Raw genomic sequence first — 17,586 nt, 5'->3', positions numbered from 1 at the left:
CGGGGCGACCCGCCAGGCCAGGGCGGGCCGGCCGGGCGGGTGGGTCACCTCGGGCACGGGCGGGCGCAGCGGGTCGCACCCGCACCCGCCACCGCAGCCGCAGCTCACGCGCCACCGCGCAGGTGGAAGGCGACCCGGCCGTACTCCGGGTTGCTCGGGTCGCTGTCCGCGCGCAGCACCTCGCGGGCGGCGGCGTCGATCCGGCCGCGGGCCACCTCTCCGGCGGGCGGCCGGCCGAGCCGGCGGAACCGCAGGCCGGTGGCGTCGTCGTCGGCCACCTCGACGTAGCCGACGCCGGGCACGGCCATGACGGCGGCGACCAGGTCGGACACGTAGAGGGACTGGCCGAAGGTGAGCCGGTCGGGGTGGAAGAAGCCGAGCCGGCCGTCGGGCAGCACCCGGGTGGACAGTTCGGCGCGCAGCCGGCGTTCCACGTCGGCGGCGAGGTGGCCGTCAGCGACGCAGATCCCGAGGACGATCTCCAGCGGGACGTGCGCGGGCGGGGCCAGCTCCACGTCGGTGCCGGCCAGCCGGCGTACGTCGAGCAGGGCGGCGACCTCGGCGGCGAGCGCGGGATCGCCGGCCCGGCGGGCCACCGGGTCGAGGGTGACCTCCTGGGCGTACCAGGAGCCGGTCCAGCGGCGCCAGGCCACCGCGCGCTGCACGCCCGGGTTCTCCTCGGCGGTGGCGGCGTGGTCGGCGCTGGTGACCGCCCGCAGCTGGGTGCGGAACGCGTACGGGGCCAGCTCCTTCACCTCGTCGACCGGCTCGGGGTCGACCCCACCGGTGGCCGGCAGCGGGTTGCTGACGACCACCCCGGCCGGCACCGCCCAGGCGGAGGTGGGCAGCGGCAGGGTGAGCACGTCCGCGCCGACGTTGCCGGCGGTGCCGCCGCCGACCCGGGGCCAGGCGGTGAGGGTGGCGCCGGGCGCCGGCCGGCGGCCGTTGATGCCGTCGCCGGAGCGCAGCCGCAGCACGCCGGTGGTCTCGGGTTCGGCCACCACGTGCGGGTCGAGCCGGCCACTGGCCAGCAGGTCGGGCACGGGCGTCCAGGTGCGGCTGCCGTCGTCGAGCAGCACGGCGGGCAGCGCGCGGCGCGGGTCGGGGCGCAGCGCGGCGGCGGCGCTGCGCTCGTCCACGACGGCGTCGGTCCAGGCGACCGGGTGGCGCCCGGTGGGCAGCCGTGGGCGGTACGGGCCGTCGGCGGGGGCCTGCGGGGGCAGCAGCCCGCGCGGGGGCAGCCCGGCGGCGTGCTCGGCGAGCGCGACGTTCGCCAGCGCCACGGCGGCCGGGGCGGCGGTGCCGTCGGCGGCCCGGCGGGCCACCGGCAGCGGAACGGCCAGGGCGTCCTCGGCGGCCCAGTGCAGCTCGCGGACGACCGTACCGGCGGGGGCGAGCGGGTCGGCGCGGGGGACCGGGTCGCGGTCGAGCCGGACGGCACGCCGGCGGGCCTCGTCACCGACCACCGTCCCGGTCTCGTCGACCGGCGCGAGGACGAGCACGTCGCCGGCGCGCAGCTGCGGGTCGGCGCCGGCCGGGTGGCGCAGCCAGCCGCTGGTCGCGCCGGCCGGCAGGCAGGCGTCCGGGTCACCCCAGGCGTGCAGGTCGAGCTGGTTGCGGGCCGGGCGCAGCGCCACCGGGGCCAGGGTCTCGAAGACGGTGGCGCCGGCGTCCACCGCCTCCGCCACGCCCGCGTCGGGCGGCAGCGGGTCCTCGACCCCGGCGACCGGGGTACGCGCCGGCAGGGTCAGGGGCGCGGCGGTGCGGAACGCCAGCCAGGTGCGGGCCGAGCAGCCGTCGTGCATCCGGTAGTCGAGCAGCCGGGCGTGCCGGCGCACCGAGGGGCGCAGCCGCGCGGTGGCCAGGTGCGCCTCGGCGGCGATCGCGTCCTGCCGGTAGGTGAGCCGGTCCCCCACATACGCGAACAGCTCGGCGAGGGTGACCAGCGGGTCGGCCGGGTTGCGGTCGGTCCAGCCGGGCAGCAGCACGGCGAGCCGGTCGAGCAGCCGGGTGCGCAGTCCCGCGTAGTCGCGGGCCAGGTAGTCCAGGGCGGGGGTGGTGGCGGGCACCGGCGGGCAGCCGCCGTCGGGCCGGCAGTCCAGCTCGTCGGGGCAGTCGACGGCGAAGGCGAACGGGCAGGTGGACAGCGGCTCGTCGAAGCCGGCCGGGAAGCCCTCGCCGCCCGGGCCGGTGAGGGCCAGCAGGTAGCTGGACCAGTCCCCGCTGGAGGAGGTGCGCACCACCAGCACCCGGCCCCGCGCGGGCGCCGGCACCGCCCCGGTCACCAGGGCCCGGTCGGCGGCCGTCACCCCCGGCGGCGGCCCGGCCGCCACGGCGTTCGCCGGATACGCCCAGAGCACCCGCACCGGGTTGACCCGCGGGTCGACCCGCACCCCGCCGAGGACGCGGACCCGGCCGGCGTCGAGGCCGGCGGGGACCGGGCCGCGCAGCAGATGCACGAGGAGGGTGCGTTGGCGGGGCGCGCCGGGCACGTGGCCCGGGGTGCCGGGCCGGTTCGACAGCACCTCGACGTGGTCGATCCCGTCGAGGGTGCTCTCCCCCTCGACGAGCGCCCGGCGGGCCTCCCGGTCGAGCAGCGGCGCGGTCACGGGGTGCCGCCCACGACGGTGAGGCTGCGGCGCTCGCCAACAGCCGCCCCGGCCACCAGCGGCAGGTAGCTGACGGTGACCCGCAACTGGGCGTCCGCCGCCTCGACCCGCACGTCGTCGATCTGCACGAGGTCGCCGAGCCAGCGTTGCAGCGCGCCGTGCACCAGCGCCCGGGTGGCGTGCGCCACCTCGTCGCCGGCCGGGGCGAAGACCAGCCGGTCCACGCCGCTGCCGAAGTCGGGCCGGTTGACCCGTTCGCCGGGGCGGGTGAAGAGCACCGCCTCGACCAGGCCGCGCAGGTACTCCTCGTCGCCGACCAGGGCCGTGCGGCCCCGGCCGCCGACGCGCAGCGGGAAGCCGACGTGCCGGCCGGCGGTCACGTCGCCACCGCCCGGAACTGGCTGGCGGTGACCGTCAGGGGCACCCCGGTCGGCGCGCAGGTGGCCAGGCCGGAGGCCAGCACGAAGGGCTGACCCATCGAGCGCACCCGGACGCTGCCGACGCTCCACACGCCGGTCACGCAGGGGCCGCCGGAGACCGGCGGGAACGGGCAGGCCCCCACCGTCCACGGCGCGGCGAGCAGCACGGTGGCCTGCCCGCCGACGCGTACCCGGGGGTTGGGCACGGTGGGCATGGCCTGGCCGCCGTGCGCGCAGATCACCACGGCTCCCTGGTGCACGAGGGGTGCGGGCATCACATCACCTCCAGCGCGCCGTCGTTGACCGAGACCCGCACGCCGTCGAGGACGACCTTGGTGGCCCCGGTGGACAGTTCGATGCCGCCGGGGCCGAGCACCACCTTGAGCGGGACCAGCACGGCCGGCGGCCCCACCTCGATGGTCAGGCCGCCCACCATGGGCAGATCGCTGACCGTGACGCTGACCGAGTCGGACTGGAACACCCGCTGCTGCGGCAGCCCGGGCGCTGGCGACTGGCCGACCTGCCAGTAGCAGCCCAGCAGGACGGGGTAGTCGGGGTTGCCGCCCTCGAAGGCCACCCAGGCGGCGGCGCCCACCGGCGGCAGGTTGAAGCCGCCGACGCCGTTGCCGGCGTAGGGCACGCACGGCTCGGCCCAGGCCAGCCGGCCGTCGCCGAGCACCTTCGGGACCGAGACCTGCACCCGCCCGCGCAGCATCGGGTCCACGTTGTGCTCCACCTTCCCCCGGTACACGCCGAAGAACTGCCGGGTCATCGCCGCTCCTCCCGGGTGGTCATGACGGGCTCCGGGGCAGCGCGGGGGTGACCGAGCCGTGGCCGTCCCGGGACAGGGTGAAGCCGACCCGGTAGCCGCCGTACGCGAGGTCGTGCTCCACCTGGCGGACGTACCAGAGCCCGTCGTGGCTCCAGCCGGCGCCACGCATGCCGACCAGGCCGCGGGGGCGCAGCACCGCCCCGTACCGGGCGCCGTCGGCGGTGCCCTCCGCGACCAGCGCGTCGGCGCCGCGGTCCACCTCGCCCTGCGCGCGGGCGAAGGCGGAGACCGCGTCGCTGCTGCCCTCGCGCAGCCGGCGCCGCCGCACGTCCCCGGCGTTGGCAAGGGCGAACGGCACGGCGGCCAGCGGCGGCCGGGTGCTGGCCACCGCGGCGACCGGCAGGGTGATCCCGGTACGCCGGTCGTGCACCGCCCCGGTGACGGTGGCCGGCCGGGTCGCCTCGGTGCGGAAGGAGACCTCCCGCACGTTGCTGTCCGAGCCCAGGTCGACGGCGAGCGCGGGCTGCGGCAGGCCGAGCCGGACCGGCGGTCCCCAGTAGAACGAGCTGATTCCCGGCACCGGGCCGGGGTCGACGTAGGTGACGTAGCCGTGCCGCTCGGCGAGTTCGGCGAGGTGTTGCAGGTCGGTGCCGTGCTGGGTGGGGATCCGGTCGATCGGCAGCGGCGGGTCGGTGACCGGGGCGGGCAGGGCCTTCGGCAGGATGCCGCGCGCCGCGTACGGGGCGAGGATCTTCAGCACGGTCAGGTAGTCGTCGAGGGCGGGGTGCTCGACGTCGCGGTCCTCGCGGTCGAGCAGGTTGCCCACGTCCTCGCCGGTGACGGTGAAGGTCGCCCGTCCGGCGCCGGTGCCCGGGTCGAGGCGGGTCTCGGTGACGATGCCGTCGAACAGGACCTTGGGCACCACGCCGACGGTGAGCACCAGCACCACCCGGGCGAACGGGGCCAGGGGGCCGGTCGGCCCGAACGGGCTGTCCAGGGCCGCGAGCGGGCCGGCCCGGCCGGCGTCGAAGACCAGGGAGAAGGCGCTGCGCTCGGCGTCGCTCTCGGTGACCCGGGTGGAGCGCCAGCGCTGGGCCAGCTCCACCGACAGCGGCAGCGGCACGGTCCGTCCGGCGAGGACGGTGAGCCGCAGCCCGGACCCGAGCAGCACGTCACACCCCCGGCAGCGGGATGACGATCAGCTCGCCCTCGGCATCGGGGCCGGTCAGCGCCTCCGGGTCGAGCGCCCCGTTGGCGTCGGCGATCCGCCACCAGGCGGTGGCGTCGCCCAGGTAGCGGTGGCTGACCAGGTCGAGCCGGTCCCCCGCGGTCACCCGGTGGGTGGCCGCGGCCCGCACGTCGCGCGGCTCCGGCAGCGGCCGCCGCCGCAGGTAGCGCACCTCGCGCAGGCCGCCGGTGCCGTCGGGCACGCTCGTTCCGGCGACGGGTACGGAGTCGTAGCGCCCGGTCATGTCACGCTCCGGCCAGGTCGGTGACGGCGTCGACGGCGCCGGTGACGGCGCCCACCATGGCGAGGACCTCCTTGGTGACCAGGTGCGCGAGGTAGAGCCCGTAGCCGACGTCGGTCAGCGGCAGGTCGTCGTAGGTGAGCACCTGGGCGGAGACGTCCACGGTGGCCCGGATCGGGCTCAGCGCCGGGTTGAAGGCCTGCTCGGTGACGCCGAGCTGGGTGATCCGCACGGGCACCACCCGGGCCGGCCCCCAGACCAGCACCGCCATGGGCAGCTCCACCGGCAGGATCTCGATGGTGCCGGCGGCCAGCAGCACCGAGTTGGCGATCACCCGGACGCTGCCCGGGTGCAGCAGCATCTCCAGCACGGAGAGCTGGGGCAGCACGCCGACGGTGGCGGCGACCGGGTCACCGGTCTCCAGCTGGTCGGCGGCGTCGACGTCGACCGTCATGGTGATCGTCTCGGTGGGCGCGCCCCACGCCCGGTGCGCGTCGGCGGCGCGCTGCCCGGACTCCCCGCCGGAGCGCGGGGCGATGGTGCGCTGCACCTGGTCCGGGTTGTACTGGAACACCACCACCCGGGACAGCGGCCCCAGCGGGTCCACCGCGACGATGGCGCCGCGGAGGGTACGCGGGCTGCCCGGGAAGCTGCTCACGCCGCCGAGGGTCCCGCGCGCCCGTCGCCCCGCCGTCACGCCCGCGTCACGCCCGGCAGGGCCGGGCGATCCCGTCGCTGTTGCGTTTCGCGCCCGATCCCCGATCCATAGATGAAGTGCTGTCCGTGGGAGGGGAGATCTGATGTCGTTCACCCGGTTACTCGCCGGCACCGCGGTGGTCACCGCGCTCGTGGCGGTCGCGGCGGCGCCCGCCGAGGCGGCCGTCAACGATCCGTTGTACGACAAGCAGTGGGGCCTGCGGCAGATCCATGCCGAGCAGGCCTGGGCGACCAGCACGGGGGCGGGCGTGGTCATCGCGGTGGTGGACACCGGCATCGACCTCGGCCACCCGGATCTGGCCGCCAAGCTCGTCCCCGGCGCGACCTTCGTCGACTGCGGCACGACCTCCTGCGGCAACGGCGACTGGCGCGGCCCCAACGGCGTGCCCGACGCCGGCGACGAGCACGGCACCCACGTGGCCGGTATCGCCGCCGCGGCCACGGGCAACGGTGTCGGTGTCGCCGGCGTCGCCCGCGACGCGAAGATCATGCCGATCAAGGTGCTGGAGGCGGGCAGCGGCAGCTTCGCCGACATCGCCGCCGGCATCCGCTACGCGGCCGACCACGGCGCCAAGGTGGTCAACCTCAGCCTCGGCGCGCTGCCCGGCAGCCAGGCCCTCACCCTCACCGGTCTGGAGTCGGAGACGACCGCGGCGATCGCGTACGCGCAGGCGAAGGGCGTCGCCGTCATCGCCGCCGCCGGCAACGAGACCGCGCCGCTGTGCGACACCCCGGCCTGGGAGGCCGGAGCGCTCTGCGTCACCGCCACCGATCGGAACGAGCTCAAGGCGTGGTACTCGAACCTGGGTGTGAAGGCTGACCTGAAGGTCGTGGCCGCGCCCGGTGGCGCCGGCCTCGTCAACTGCGACGACGACATCTGGTCCAGCGTCCCGGTGGGCGCCGGCGCGGCCACCTGCGGGCAGGGCGACTACGACGCCTACGCCGGCACGTCGATGGCCACGCCGTACGTGGCCGGGGTCGCGGCGTTGCTGGCCGCCCAGGGGCGCGGCGTGGCCGACGTGTACGCGGTGCTGATGTCGACCGCCCGGACCCCGATCGTCGGGCTGCGCGGCGTCTACACGCCGCTGTACGGCTGGGGCGTCGTCGACGCCCAGGCCGCCGTGGCCGCGCCGCGCACCTGACGCCGGCACCTCACGGCGGCGACCGCGTGCGAGCCCCGGCTCGGGCACCTTCTCCAGGCCAGCTCGGCTGACTGTGTCACAGTCGGCCGAGCTGGCGCACCTCACTGGCTGGTTGACAGCGCCGCTAGCCACGGGTCGTCTCGCCCGAGGTGCTGGACGTACCCAGGACCGAGGATGAGGTAGTCGATGAACCCGGCGACCTCGTCAGCCAGCTTGGCGAAGCTGGCAAGCTCGGTGTCGGTGTACCAGACGATGTTCAGGTCGGAGAACCACCACACCTCGCCGGTTGCACGCTCGACGAAGACAGGATTCTGCAGGACGTCCGCGACCGCGCACCACCGCGCAGCACCGCCCGCCAGGCCGTCAGCCATCCACGCCGTCTGGCGCACGGATGCTGCGGGCCACAGCCGGATGTCGCCCGTGCTTCCGCAGGTAGCCCCGTCAGCGAGGCGGAGGAACTGGGCATAACCGGGGGCGATGTCGTCGAGTCGCTCCTCCGGAGACACCGGCGGTGGCAGCTCCAGCGGCCCATACGGAGGCGCCAGATGCGCCAGAACCGCAGCGATTCGACGGACGGAGTCGATCAAGGGCATATCCTCATTCTCCAGCCACCGATCCGGCAGACGCGGCAGCGGTTGTCACGTCAGGGTCGCGGCCCGCCGGGACTTCTGCGCGACGGCATGACCGGTGTCATCAACCACCCATGCCGCTGGCCTGAGGAGTCCCGCCAGCCAGGCATCCTGCCCATATGCTCGGGACATGGCGCTCCAGCGGATGGACCACGTCGGCATAGTCGTCGACGACCTCGCGGCTGCTGTCGCGTTCTTCACCGAACTCGGGATGGAGCTGGAAGGCGAGGCGCCCATCGAGGGACGGTGGGTGGACCGTGTCAACGGACTCGACGACGTCCGGGTCGACATCGCCATGATGCGGACCCCGGACGGCCACGGCAAGGTGGAGCTGACGACGTTCCGCTCGCCGGCGGCGGTCAGCGCCGAGCCATCCGTCGCACCGCCGAACACGCTGGGCATCCGTAACATCATGTTCGCCGTCGACGACATCGATGACGTGGTTGCCCGCCTGCGGACCCACGGCGCCGAACTCGTCGGCGAGGTGGAGCGGTACGAGGACATCTACCGGCTCTGTTACGTCCGCGGCCCCCAGGGCATCATCGTGGCACTGGCCGAGCAACTCAGTTAACGGCTGCCGAAGGGGCCGATCGCCCAAAGAACGGGACCGATCACCGGGCATCGTGTGGTCATCGTGCTCGAATGATCTTTGAGCGCGGGCAGACGATCGTCCGCCGGCACCTGTACCCGGACGGCCGGGTCGGCTCGGTGCTGTGCGGGCGGGTGGTCAGCGATGACGAGCGCGGGCTGGCGCTGTGGATCGAGGCGGGCTCACAGGCCATGCGCCGGGTTGACGGCGCCGGCCAGCCGACCCGGCGGCTGTCGCTGCTCGAGGCCGCCGAGGTCCGGGCCGAGGGCGAACGACTGCTTACCCTGGCCCGCGCCGGGGCTGCGCCCTTCGACGGCCAGTGGATGGACTTCCAGCCGGATCCGGCGTGGCGGCCGACGATGATGCCGCACTGGTGGGAGTTGCCGGCGGACGCGAGCTGCTGGGGTCCCGAGTGCTTCCAGCCCTGAGACCCGCTTCAGCGCTTTGGGAGTCCGTCATCCCGGCCGCCGGACCGCGTGGAGCCCAGGCTGTCGCGCCGGATCAGTGGTCGGCGGTGGTCGGGCCGGAGTCGGCCACCCAGTTCGGGTGGGCCGCCACGAACGCCGCGACGGTGTCGTCGCGCACCGCGTGCAGCAGCTGCACGCTGGTCGGGCTGAGAATCTCGGCGCTGCCGACGCCCGGCACGGTACGGCTGTTGAAGGTGCCACCGTTGGTCTTGAGCGTGGTGATCTTGTCGGGCTTGACGCCGCGCATGGCGAAGGCCCAGTCGGCGAGGGGAATGCCGCCGTCGTCCACGGTCATCGTGCGGCCGACTGCCGAGAGCAGCCCGGGCAGCTTCGTGGGCGAGTCGAGTCCCTGGCTGACCACCTGGGCGAGCACCGCCTTGACGAACTGCTGCTGGTGGCGCTGCCGGCCGTAGTCGAAGTCGTGGTTGGCCAGCAGGTCCCGCTGCCGGACGAAGTCCAGCGCCTGCGCCGGGTCGAGGCAGTGCTGGCCCTTGGTGTAGACGTTCGGGGTGACGCCGGGGATGCGGTGGTTCACCGTGCCGTCCGGGTTGATCGCGTACGGCGCGGCGGGCTTGCCGGAGGCGTCGTGCCCGACGTGGATCGAGGTGGTGGTCTCGTCGACGTACATGCAGACCTGGCCGAGCACCTGGACGATCTTCTTGAAGCCCTGGAAGTCGATGATCGCGCCGGCGTCGGGGGTGATGCCGGTCAGGTCGCGGACGGTCAGCGCCAGCAGTTCGAAGCCGTGCGAGAGGGCCGTGGGGCCGGTCAGCCCCCGGCTGCCGAACGCGAAGGCAGCGTTGATCTTGTTCTGGCCGCCCCGGAACGGCGTCGCCCCGTTGTCGTAGGCCGGGATGGTGACCAGCGAGTCCCGGGGCAGCGAGACCAGGTACGCCTGGCTGTGGTCGGCGGGGATGTGCAGCAGGATGATCGAGTCCGCGCGGGTGAGCTGGCTCGGGTCCTGGTTCGGACGGGTGTCGACCCCGACGAGCAGGATGTTCTTGGCCCCGGTGATCGTCCGGTGCTGCTCGGCCGGCGCGGCCGCGGCGCCGAGCAGGTTCTGCCGGGTGACCTCGCCGGTGGCCGCGTGCAGCAGGTAGGCGCTGCCGCCCAGCGCCACGCCGCTCAACGTCATCAGCGTGGTGCCGACCGCCACGCACCACCGGGCCCAGCGCGGCCAGGGCCGCCGCGCGGACCGGCGCGGCCGGACCGGACCGGCCGGTCCGGCGGTGGTCGGGTACGACACGTGATCTCCCCAGGTCAGGACGGGTGGCGGGCCGGTCCGAGGCTATGTCGGGCCGAGCCCACCGGACAGGTCGCACGGCTGTGAACTCGCTGGGAGCGGGTCCCGGCCGGAGCGTCAGGGGGGTGCGCCAGAATGGCCGCATGGCGCAGCGGATGAGCGACGACGAGTGGCGGGCGTTCGTGACCGCCGGCACCCGGACCGGGAAGCTGGCGACCGTGCGGGCCGACGGCTCCCCGCACGTGGCGCCGATCTGGTTCGTGCTCGACGGCGACGACATCGTCTTCAACACCGGCCAGAGCAGCGTCAAGGGGCGCAACCTGGCCCGCGACCCCCGGGCCGCGCTGAGCGTCGACGAGGAGCACCCGCCCTACGCCTTCGTCACCGTGCGGGGCCCGGTGACTCTCATTGACGACCCGGTCGAGTCGTTGCCCTGGTCCACCCGAATCGCCGCCCGCTACATGGGCGCCGAGCGCGCCGAGGAATACGGCCGGCGCAACGCCGTCCCGGGCGAGTTGCTGGTCCGGCTGCGGGCGGAGCACGTGGTCGGCTTCAGCGGCATCGCCGACTGACCGCCCCCCGGCGGCCGGCCGGTCAGCCGTCGAGGCGTTCGATGATGGTGGCGTTGGCGGTGCCGCCGGCCTCGCACATCGTCTGCAGGCCGTAGCGGCCGCCGGTGCGCTCGAGGACGTGCAGCAGGGTGGTGGCGAGGCGGGCGCCGCTGGCGCCGAGCGGGTGGCCGATCGCGATCGCGCCGCCGTCGACGTTCACCTTCGCCGGGTCGGCGCCGGTCTCGGCCAGCCAGGCCAGCACGACCGACGAGAACGCCTCGTTCACCTCGAACGCGTCGATGTCGTCGATGGTGAGGCCGGCTCGGGCGAGCGCCTTGGCGGTGGCCGGGATGATGCCGGTGAGCATGAGGATCGGGTCGTCGCCGACCACGGTGGCGGTGTGGATCCGCGCCCGGGGTCGCCAGCCACGCCGGCGGGCGGTCTCGGCGGTGGTGAGCAGCAGGGCCGCCGCGCCGTCGTTGAGCGGGCTGGAGTTGCCGGCGGTGACCTTCCAGTCGAGTTCGCCGAAGCGGGCGGTCCACCCCTCGGCGGCGAAGGACGGCGGCAGCTCGGCGAGGCGGGCCACGGTGGTCCCGGGCCGGATGGTCTCGTCCATGGCCAGGTCGATCCCGGGCAGCGGGGCGACCTGGCCGGCGAACCGCCCCTGCCGCCACGCCTCGGCGGCCCGCTGGTGGCTGGTGGCGGCGTACTCGTCGAGCCGGGTGCGGGACAGGCCCCACTTGCGGGCGATCAGCTCGGCGGCGACGCCCTGCGGGACGAGCCCGCCGGGGTAGCGCGCGGCGACGCCCGGCCCGGCGAAGTCGGTGCGGACCCCGTCGACCACGGCCGCGCTGCCGATGGGCACCCGGCTCATCGACTCGACGCCGGAGGCGACCACGATGTCGTACGCCCCGGCGACCAGGCCCTGGGCGGCGAAGCTGAGCGCCTGCTGGCTGCTGCCGCACTGCCGGTCCACGGTCACCCCGGGCACCGACTCGGGGAAGCCGGCGGCGAGCGCGGCGAGCCGGGTGGTGTTGGTGCTCTGCTCGCCGACCTGGGCGACGGCGCCGCCGACCACGTCGTCGATCTCGACCGGGTCCAGCCCCGGCACCCGGGCCACCAGGCTGCGCAGCGCGTGGGCGTGCAGGTCGACCGGGTGGACGTCGAGGTACGCCCCGCCCCGCTTCGCCCGACCCACCGGGGTCCGTACCGCCTCGACGATGACCGCGTCGCGCATGGCTGCCTCCTGGGGACCATTGCCGGACCGATCGGTCCGGGACCGAGTGGTCCGATACTGCGCCGTAGATCGCAGCCCGGTCAATCGCTGCCGGACCGATCGGTCCGTTATCCTCGCCACAGCGCCAGGGAAGGAGGAACGATGGCCCGCACCGCGACCCCGGGCAGCCGGGAGCGGATCCTGCGCACCGCCGGGGAGCTGTTCTACCGGCACGGTGTCCGCTCCGTCGGGATGAACCAGGTGATCGACGCCGCGGGCTGCGGCAAGAATCTGCTCTACACCCACTTCCCCAGCAAGGACGACCTGGTCGCCGCGTACCTGCGGGCCTGCCGGCGGGAGCGTGAGCGGGCCGGCGCGGCGGCGACCGAGGGGCTGCCCGACGACCCGGCGGCGCGGCTGCGCGCGCTGGTCGCGGAAATCGCCGCCACCGCCACCCGGCCGGACTTCCGCGGCTGCGCGTTCCGCCTCTACCTCGCCGAGTTCCCCGGCGACGCGGGCGAGCCCGGCCGGGTGGCCCGGGACTACCTCCGCGACACCCGGGCCGAGATCGACGCCCTGGTGGCCCGGCTCGACGTGACCGACCCGGGCCGGCTCGCCGACCGGATCTGGCTGGTCGTCGAGGGTCTCTACGGCAGCGCCGGGCGCCCGGACGGCACCGCCGCGGCGGAGACCGCGACGGGGCTGGTCGACGACCTGCTGGCCGCCGCGCGGCGCTGACCGCTCAGCCGCCCAGCCAGGCACGCAGCTCGGCGCCGTGCTCGTCCAGCCCCGGCGGCGGCAGGTCGTAGCGGGGCGGGGTGGCCGACAGGCCGATCGGGTTTCGCACCCCCGGCACGCCGTCGACAGTGACCACCGGGTCGAGCCCGAGCCCCTCGGCCAGGGCCAGCCCGTCGGCGACCGTGTTGATCGGGCTGCACGGCACCCCGGCCGCGCGCAGCTCGCCGAACCACTCGGCGCTGGTCCGCCGGGCCAGGGCGGCCACCAGCAGCGGCCGCAGCGCGTCGCGGTGCGCGGTGCGGTCCTGGTTGCGCCGGAACCGCGGGTCGTCCGGCAGCCCGGGCAGGCCGAGCACCTGGCAGAGGACCCGGAACTGGCCGTCGTTGCCGGCGATCACCACCAGCTCGCCGTCGGCGGTGGGCAGCGGCTCGTAGGGCACGATGCTCGGGTGGGCGTTGCCCATCCGGTGCGGCACCACTCCCCCGGCGACGTGCGCGCTGGCGTGGTTGACCAGCCCGGACAGGGCCGAGGAGAGCAGGTCCACCTCGACGTGCTGGCCGACCCCGGTGGCCGCCCGGTGGTGCAGCGCGGCGAGGATCCCGACCGCCGCGTGCAGCCCCGCGATCACGTCGAAGACCGCCACCCCCGCCTTGTACGGCGGGCCGTCGGACGCCCCGGTCAGGCTCATCAGGCCGGAGGCCGCCTGCACCATGAGGTCGTACCCGGGCAGGTCCGCGCCGCCGGCCGCGCCGAACCCGCTGATCGAGGCGTACACCAGCCGAGGGTTGGCGGCGGTGACGGTGTCGTGGTCGAGGCCGAAGCGGCGCAGCGCGCCGGGCCGGAAATTCTGGATCATGACGTCGGCGCGGGCGGCGAGCCGGCGGGCCAGCACCGCGTCGCCGCGATCGGCGAGGTCGAGGACCAGCGAGCGCTTGTTGCGGTTGACGCCGAGGTAGTAGGTCGAGACCCCGTCGCGGACCGGGGGCTGCCAGGTGCGGGTGTCGTCGCCGCCCGGCGCCTCGACCTTGATCACGTCGGCGCCCAGGTCGGCGAGGAGCATGGTCGCGTACGGCCCGGCCAGGATCCGGGAGAAGTCCGCGACGAGGACGCCGCGCAGCGGCCCGGACGAGCCCTCCCCCATCGCCAGACCTCCCCACTCGGACCCGTCGCCGGCCGGACCGGAAGGACCACGATGACACACCGGCCGCGGCCGGCGGCACCCCGTCGGGAACCAGGCGGCCGCCGGCGACGACTACCTGTACATGGCGTGTGAGCAGTGGCGGGAGATCCTGTCGGCGCAGCTGGACGGGGAGGCGACCCGGTCGGAGAGCGCGGCGGCCGAGGCGCACCTGGCGGGCTGCGCCGGCTGCCGGGGCTGGTTCGAGGCGGCCGCCCGGGTGACCCGGCGGGCCCGTACGCAGCTCGCCCCGCGGGTGCCCGATCTGGTCGACGCGGTGCTCGCCGCCGCGCCGCCGGCCCGGCCCGGGTGGCGGGAGCGGACCGCGCTCGGGCTGCGCGGGGTGCTCGGGCTGCTCGGCGCGGTGCAGCTCGTGCTCGGGCTGGCCCAGGTCGGCCGGGAGACGGTCATCGACCACGGCCACGCCACCGGCCAGCACCTGTGGCACGAGTCGGCCGCCTGGAACGTGGCGGTGGGCGCCGGATTCCTCTACGTCGCGCTGCGGCGCTCCGCCCCCACCGGACTGCTGCCGATGCTCAGCGCGTTCGTCGCCACCCTGGTGCTGCTGTCGGTGAACGACCTGATCACCGGGCAGGTGGCGGTGCAGCGGCTGGTCAGCCACGGCTTCCTGCTGGTCGGCTGGGTGGTGATGGTGCTGCTCGCCCGGCCCCGGTGGCGCCCCGGCGGCGCGCCGCCCCGGCCGGGCCGGTCGTCCGGTTCGCGCTGGTCGCTGCGCACCGAGGAGCCGACCGAGCCGGCCCCGCTGCGCCTGCTGCCACCCACGCCCTACGCCGCGCAGGCCCGCGACCGCCGGGCCGCCTGACGGCCGGCCGTACTCAGACCACCCGGCTACCCCGGGCCGGCCGGGCGTCGCCGTGCCAGGCGGCGACCAGGTCCTCGCGGGCCCGGGCGACGCGGGAGCGGATGGTGCCGACCGGGCAGCCGCACACCTGGGCCGCCTCGGCGTAGGAGAGGCCGACGACCTGGGTGGCCACGAACGCCTCCCGGCGCTCCGGGGCGAGCCCGGCGATGAGCCCGCGCAGGGTGACCGCCTCGTCCCCGCCCGGGGTGACCGCCCCGGCCGCCTCGGCCGCGGCCTGCCAGTCCGGCAGCGCGGCCACCCGGGGGCGCGCCGTCGCCGCCCGGACGTGGTCCACGGCGACCCGGCGGGCGATGGTGAAGACCCAGGTACGCGCCGAGGACCGCCCGGCGAAACCGGGCAGGTTGCGCAGCGCGCGCAGGAACGTCTCCTGGGTCAGGTCGTCGGCCTCCGTGGGGCCGGCCAGATGCGCGAGGAACCGCCACACCGGGCCCTGGAGGGCCCGCACGAACGCCGCCGCGGCCTGCTGGTCGCCCCGGCCGGCCCGGTGCGCCCACCGGGTCACCTGCTCGTCGTCGGCCTCGGGGCTCATCCGCGACCGGCCCGCCGGTCCACCAGCGTCATGACCCACGGTACGGGCGCCGGCCCCGCTCGGTTCATCGCTGCCGTCCTCCCTGCCACCCGCGCCGACGGACGGTCGCAGGTTGGTCGGGCGGCGGGGCCGGAAAGTTCCCGGGCCGGGTCAGGCGTCGATGGTCACCTCGACCGGCCCGACCCGCAGGACGCCGTCGGTGAGCGGGGCGCAGCGGACGCCGCCCCGGCCGCGCAGCGCCTTCCAGGTGCCGGGCGCGATGGTCACGTCCAGCCAGGCGCAGGGCGGGGCGGCCCGGTGCACCCGCAGGCTGACCGGCCCGTCGCCGGAGTCCAGGGTGAGCACCCGGCCGACCAGCTCGTCCACGGCGATGCCTCTGGTCAGCACGTTGCGCCGGACCTGGGTGAGGTCGGCGCCGGCGGGCAGCGACTCCTGCGCGATCAGGGTCACGCTCGCCTCGCGGTGCGCCGGCCGGCCGAAGTAGCGGTCGCCGACGATGCCCAGGCCGGCCCGGAGCCGGACCTGCTCGACCAGCTCGCCCGGCGGCGCGGGGGCCGGGCCGTCGGCCGGCCGGCCCACGTAGCGGTGCACCGGCGAGGCCAGCAGCTGGACGATCTCAGGCATGCGCCGATTGTAGGCATGGACGTATCCCCACCAACCCGGACGATAGCCATCCTCACGTGTCCACGGTGGGTGGAGGGCGTTGTACCGGGTGTGACGGCGAGACGGTCCACCCCGGTCGGGCCTCACCCCGAACTGGGACGACAGATTGCATGGGCGCGGCGCGAGAACGAACGCCGGCGGCGCGCGTACGAGGCGGCGGCCCGGGAGTGGCGCCGGCGCAACGAGCACCTGGAGCGGCTGCGGATCGAGGCGACCGGGTTCCACGGGTGCGCCCTGCCCGGCACCGAGCTGCCGGTGCGGCTCGGCGACGGCGAGGTCGTCTACCGGATCCTGCCGGTCGCGGAGCTGGTCGAGGCGGAGGCCCGGCACCTGCCCGGGCTCGCCGCGCCCGACCCGACGCTGAGCGCGGAGCTGCTCGACCCGGTCGACGGCCCGCTCCCGGCCGGGCTGCGGGTGGTCGACACCGGCGTCGTCGTGGTGACCGACCGGCGGGTCGCCTTCACCGGGCCGGCCGGCGTGCGCGAGTGGGCACATCCTGACCTGCTCGGGCTGGGGCACCACCCCGACCTGCCGCTCACCCTGCTGCACCCCGGGGACGGCCAGCGGCCGTCCGGGCTCCGGGTGCCGGTCGCCGGCGCGGCGAACTTCCGCTTCTACCTCACCCTGGCGTACGCCGCCGCCACCGGGGCCCGCGACGCGGTCGCCGCGCAGGTCGACGCGGTGCTGGCCGCCCACCGCGCGGCCCGGCCGCGGCCACCGCGACCGCTCGGCGTCGAGGACGCCCCGGCGGCACGGCGCCGTCCGGAGCGCCTCGTCGCGGCCGGAGCCGTGGCGATCGCGGTGCTGCTCGGCGTGACGGCCGCGGGCACCTGGCCCGCCTCGGCCGGCCCGGTGCAGCGGGCGGAGCCGGCCACGGGCAGCCCGGCCGGGGCCGCGGACGACGACCTCGCGCCGGACCCGGCCGTCGGCCCACCGGGCGAGCGCGACAGCGGCCCGCTCCCGTCGCCGGCCGGCGGGACCGAGCGGCAAACCGTCACCGCGACCCCCATCCCGGTCGGCACGGAGCAGGCCGTGCTTCCGGCGCCGTCCCGGGCCACGACGACCGCGGCGCCGGTACCGTCGACGACCCCGCCGGCGGTGAGCCCGACCGGAAGCCCGCCTCCGACGGTGAGCCCGACCGGAAGCCCCACCACGTCGCCGACCGGCTCGCCCTCCCCGACCGACCCCGCCGCGTCGGGCATCTGCCTGGACCCGCTCCGGCTGCCCGTTCTCGACCCGCTGCTGTGCCGCCGGACCTGAGCCGGGGCGGGCCCGACCGTCAGGGCGTGTGCGGGGTGAGCAGGTAGTCCTCGGCCTCCGGACTCCACCGCAGCTCCACCGCGCCACTGGTGGCGGCGGCCTTGCAGAACTGGAGGAAGCTGCGGTAGCCGAGCTTCTTCTCGCTGAAGTCCGGCCGCGCCCGGCGGAGCTGGTCCTTCAGGCCGGACAGCGCCACCGCGCCGCCCTCGCCGGCCAGGTCCACCACCACGGACCGCAACAGTGCGAAGGCCACCTCCCGGTCGCCCCGTTCGGGCAGCGACACCTCCGGGTCACCCTTGGCGGGTCCCGCGGCCAGCTCGATGACGTTGTGCCCGGCCAGGTGGCGCAGCAGCTCCCCGAAGGTGCGGAAGCCGTAGTCGGACTCGCTGAACGTGGGGTCCTTGCGGAGCAGGGTGCGCTTCAGGCCGGAGGCGGTCACCTCGCCGCTGGAGCTGCCCTGCATGCCGGCAACGGTCTGGGCCACCAGCACGGAGAGCGTGTCGACGTCCCGCG

At 75.7% G+C, this 17,586-nt stretch carries 21 protein-coding genes; 7 read left to right on the top strand and 14 right to left on the bottom strand.

The window, feature by feature from the left end; all coding sequences use genetic code 11:
* Window positions 1–104: 104 nt before the first annotated feature.
* Genes ACW0Q9_RS19540 through ACW0Q9_RS19510 form a run of 7 tightly spaced genes read right to left on the bottom strand, consistent with a single transcriptional unit; the run spans window position 105 to window position 5,927 of the window.
* Window positions 105–2,609, bottom strand: a complete 2,505-nt coding sequence (locus ACW0Q9_RS19540; protein WP_456183297.1) for a putative baseplate assembly protein — start codon at window positions 2,607–2,609, stop codon at window positions 105–107.
* Window positions 2,606–2,989, bottom strand: coding sequence for a GPW/gp25 family protein (locus ACW0Q9_RS19535; protein ID WP_456183295.1), 384 nt, complete (start codon window positions 2,987–2,989; stop codon window positions 2,606–2,608). Before ACW0Q9_RS19535 ends, ACW0Q9_RS19540 begins: the two co-directional genes overlap by 4 nt.
* On the bottom strand, window positions 2,986–3,303 hold the full coding sequence (locus ACW0Q9_RS19530; protein ID WP_456183293.1) for a hypothetical protein: 318 nt from the start codon (window positions 3,301–3,303) through the stop codon (window positions 2,986–2,988). Before ACW0Q9_RS19530 ends, ACW0Q9_RS19535 begins: the two co-directional genes overlap by 4 nt.
* A complete protein-coding gene (locus ACW0Q9_RS19525; protein WP_456183291.1) occupies window positions 3,303–3,800 on the bottom strand; it encodes a phage baseplate assembly protein V in 498 nt (165 codons plus the stop codon). Before ACW0Q9_RS19525 ends, ACW0Q9_RS19530 begins: the two co-directional genes overlap by 1 nt.
* Window positions 3,801–3,819: 19 nt before the next feature.
* Entirely contained in the window at window positions 3,820–4,971 is a 1,152-nt protein-coding gene (locus tag ACW0Q9_RS19520; protein ID WP_456183289.1) for a hypothetical protein, read from the bottom strand.
* A gap of 1 nt (window position 4,972) precedes the next feature.
* Complete coding sequence (locus ACW0Q9_RS19515; RefSeq protein WP_456183287.1) at window positions 4,973–5,272, bottom strand: hypothetical protein; 300 nt, start codon at window positions 5,270–5,272, stop codon at window positions 4,973–4,975.
* A 1-nt stretch (window position 5,273) separates the two neighbouring features.
* Entirely contained in the window at window positions 5,274–5,927 is a 654-nt protein-coding gene (locus ACW0Q9_RS19510; RefSeq protein WP_456183285.1) for a hypothetical protein, read from the bottom strand.
* Between the two features lie 142 nt (window positions 5,928–6,069).
* Between ACW0Q9_RS19510 and ACW0Q9_RS19505 the strand changes: the two genes are divergently transcribed.
* Window positions 6,070–7,128 (top strand): S8 family serine peptidase, encoded by a 1,059-nt coding sequence (locus tag ACW0Q9_RS19505; RefSeq protein WP_456183283.1) that lies wholly within the window; start codon window positions 6,070–6,072, stop codon window positions 7,126–7,128.
* Window positions 7,129–7,229: 101 nt separating this feature from the next.
* Here ACW0Q9_RS19505 and ACW0Q9_RS19500 read toward each other — a convergent pair whose 3' ends face one another.
* Window positions 7,230–7,715, bottom strand: coding sequence for a hypothetical protein (locus ACW0Q9_RS19500; protein ID WP_456183281.1), 486 nt, complete (start codon window positions 7,713–7,715; stop codon window positions 7,230–7,232).
* A gap of 172 nt (window positions 7,716–7,887) precedes the next feature.
* On the opposite strand from ACW0Q9_RS19500, the gene ACW0Q9_RS19495 reads away from it, so the two are divergent.
* Window positions 7,888–8,328 carry a VOC family protein gene (locus ACW0Q9_RS19495; protein WP_456183279.1) on the top strand — a complete coding sequence of 147 codons (441 nt, stop codon included), beginning with the start codon at window positions 7,888–7,890 and terminating at the stop codon, window positions 8,326–8,328.
* A gap of 71 nt (window positions 8,329–8,399) precedes the next feature.
* Window positions 8,400–8,774 carry a hypothetical protein gene (locus tag ACW0Q9_RS19490; protein ID WP_456183277.1) on the top strand — a complete coding sequence of 125 codons (375 nt, stop codon included), beginning with the start codon at window positions 8,400–8,402 and terminating at the stop codon, window positions 8,772–8,774.
* A gap of 73 nt (window positions 8,775–8,847) precedes the next feature.
* Here ACW0Q9_RS19490 and ACW0Q9_RS19485 read toward each other — a convergent pair whose 3' ends face one another.
* Window positions 8,848–10,059, bottom strand: a complete 1,212-nt coding sequence (locus ACW0Q9_RS19485; RefSeq protein WP_456183275.1) for an LCP family protein — start codon at window positions 10,057–10,059, stop codon at window positions 8,848–8,850.
* Between the two features lie 140 nt (window positions 10,060–10,199).
* Between ACW0Q9_RS19485 and ACW0Q9_RS19480 the strand changes: the two genes are divergently transcribed.
* The gene (locus ACW0Q9_RS19480; protein ID WP_456183273.1) at window positions 10,200–10,628 is read left to right on the top strand and encodes a PPOX class F420-dependent oxidoreductase; all 429 of its coding nucleotides are present in this window, start codon (window positions 10,200–10,202) and stop codon (window positions 10,626–10,628) included.
* 22 nt (window positions 10,629–10,650) lie between these two features.
* On the opposite strand, the gene ACW0Q9_RS19475 is transcribed toward ACW0Q9_RS19480, so the two are convergent.
* Window positions 10,651–11,844 carry a thiolase family protein gene (locus ACW0Q9_RS19475; RefSeq protein WP_456183271.1) on the bottom strand — a complete coding sequence of 398 codons (1,194 nt, stop codon included), beginning with the start codon at window positions 11,842–11,844 and terminating at the stop codon, window positions 10,651–10,653.
* 141 nt (window positions 11,845–11,985) lie between these two features.
* Here ACW0Q9_RS19475 and ACW0Q9_RS19470 point away from each other — a divergent pair, with 141 nt between their 5' ends.
* Window positions 11,986–12,561 carry a TetR/AcrR family transcriptional regulator gene (locus tag ACW0Q9_RS19470; protein ID WP_456183269.1) on the top strand — a complete coding sequence of 192 codons (576 nt, stop codon included), beginning with the start codon at window positions 11,986–11,988 and terminating at the stop codon, window positions 12,559–12,561.
* A gap of 4 nt (window positions 12,562–12,565) precedes the next feature.
* Here the strand turns inward: ACW0Q9_RS19470 and ACW0Q9_RS19465 are convergent, their stop codons facing one another.
* Entirely contained in the window at window positions 12,566–13,702 is a 1,137-nt protein-coding gene (locus tag ACW0Q9_RS19465) for a CaiB/BaiF CoA transferase family protein (protein ID WP_456183267.1), read from the bottom strand.
* 121 nt (window positions 13,703–13,823) lie between these two features.
* Between ACW0Q9_RS19465 and ACW0Q9_RS19460 the strand changes: the two genes are divergently transcribed.
* Window positions 13,824–14,561 carry a zf-HC2 domain-containing protein gene (locus ACW0Q9_RS19460; protein ID WP_456183265.1) on the top strand — a complete coding sequence of 246 codons (738 nt, stop codon included), beginning with the start codon at window positions 13,824–13,826 and terminating at the stop codon, window positions 14,559–14,561.
* A 13-nt stretch (window positions 14,562–14,574) separates the two neighbouring features.
* Here ACW0Q9_RS19460 and ACW0Q9_RS19455 read toward each other — a convergent pair whose 3' ends face one another.
* Both ACW0Q9_RS19455 and ACW0Q9_RS19450 read right to left on the bottom strand, forming a co-directional pair.
* On the bottom strand, window positions 14,575–15,150 hold the full coding sequence (locus tag ACW0Q9_RS19455; RefSeq protein WP_456183263.1) for a sigma-70 family RNA polymerase sigma factor: 576 nt from the start codon (window positions 15,148–15,150) through the stop codon (window positions 14,575–14,577).
* Between the two features lie 150 nt (window positions 15,151–15,300).
* Window positions 15,301–15,774: a molybdenum cofactor biosysynthesis protein gene (locus tag ACW0Q9_RS19450; protein ID WP_456183261.1), complete on the bottom strand. Its 474-nt coding sequence runs from the start codon at window positions 15,772–15,774 to the stop codon at window positions 15,301–15,303.
* Window positions 15,775–15,864: 90 nt separating this feature from the next.
* Between ACW0Q9_RS19450 and ACW0Q9_RS19445 the strand changes: the two genes are divergently transcribed.
* Window positions 15,865–17,073 carry a hypothetical protein gene (locus ACW0Q9_RS19445; protein WP_456183259.1) on the top strand — a complete coding sequence of 403 codons (1,209 nt, stop codon included), beginning with the start codon at window positions 15,865–15,867 and terminating at the stop codon, window positions 17,071–17,073.
* Window positions 17,074–17,092: 19 nt separating this feature from the next.
* Here the strand turns inward: ACW0Q9_RS19445 and ACW0Q9_RS19440 are convergent.
* Window positions 17,093–17,586: OST-HTH/LOTUS domain-containing protein (locus tag ACW0Q9_RS19440; protein WP_456183257.1), on the bottom strand; the 494-nt coding region annotated here is incomplete at its 5' end.

Source organism: Micromonospora sp. I033 (assembly GCF_053890995.1).
Note: the sequence above shows the minus strand (reverse complement) of the source record. Positions and strands in the feature narration are given on the sequence as shown.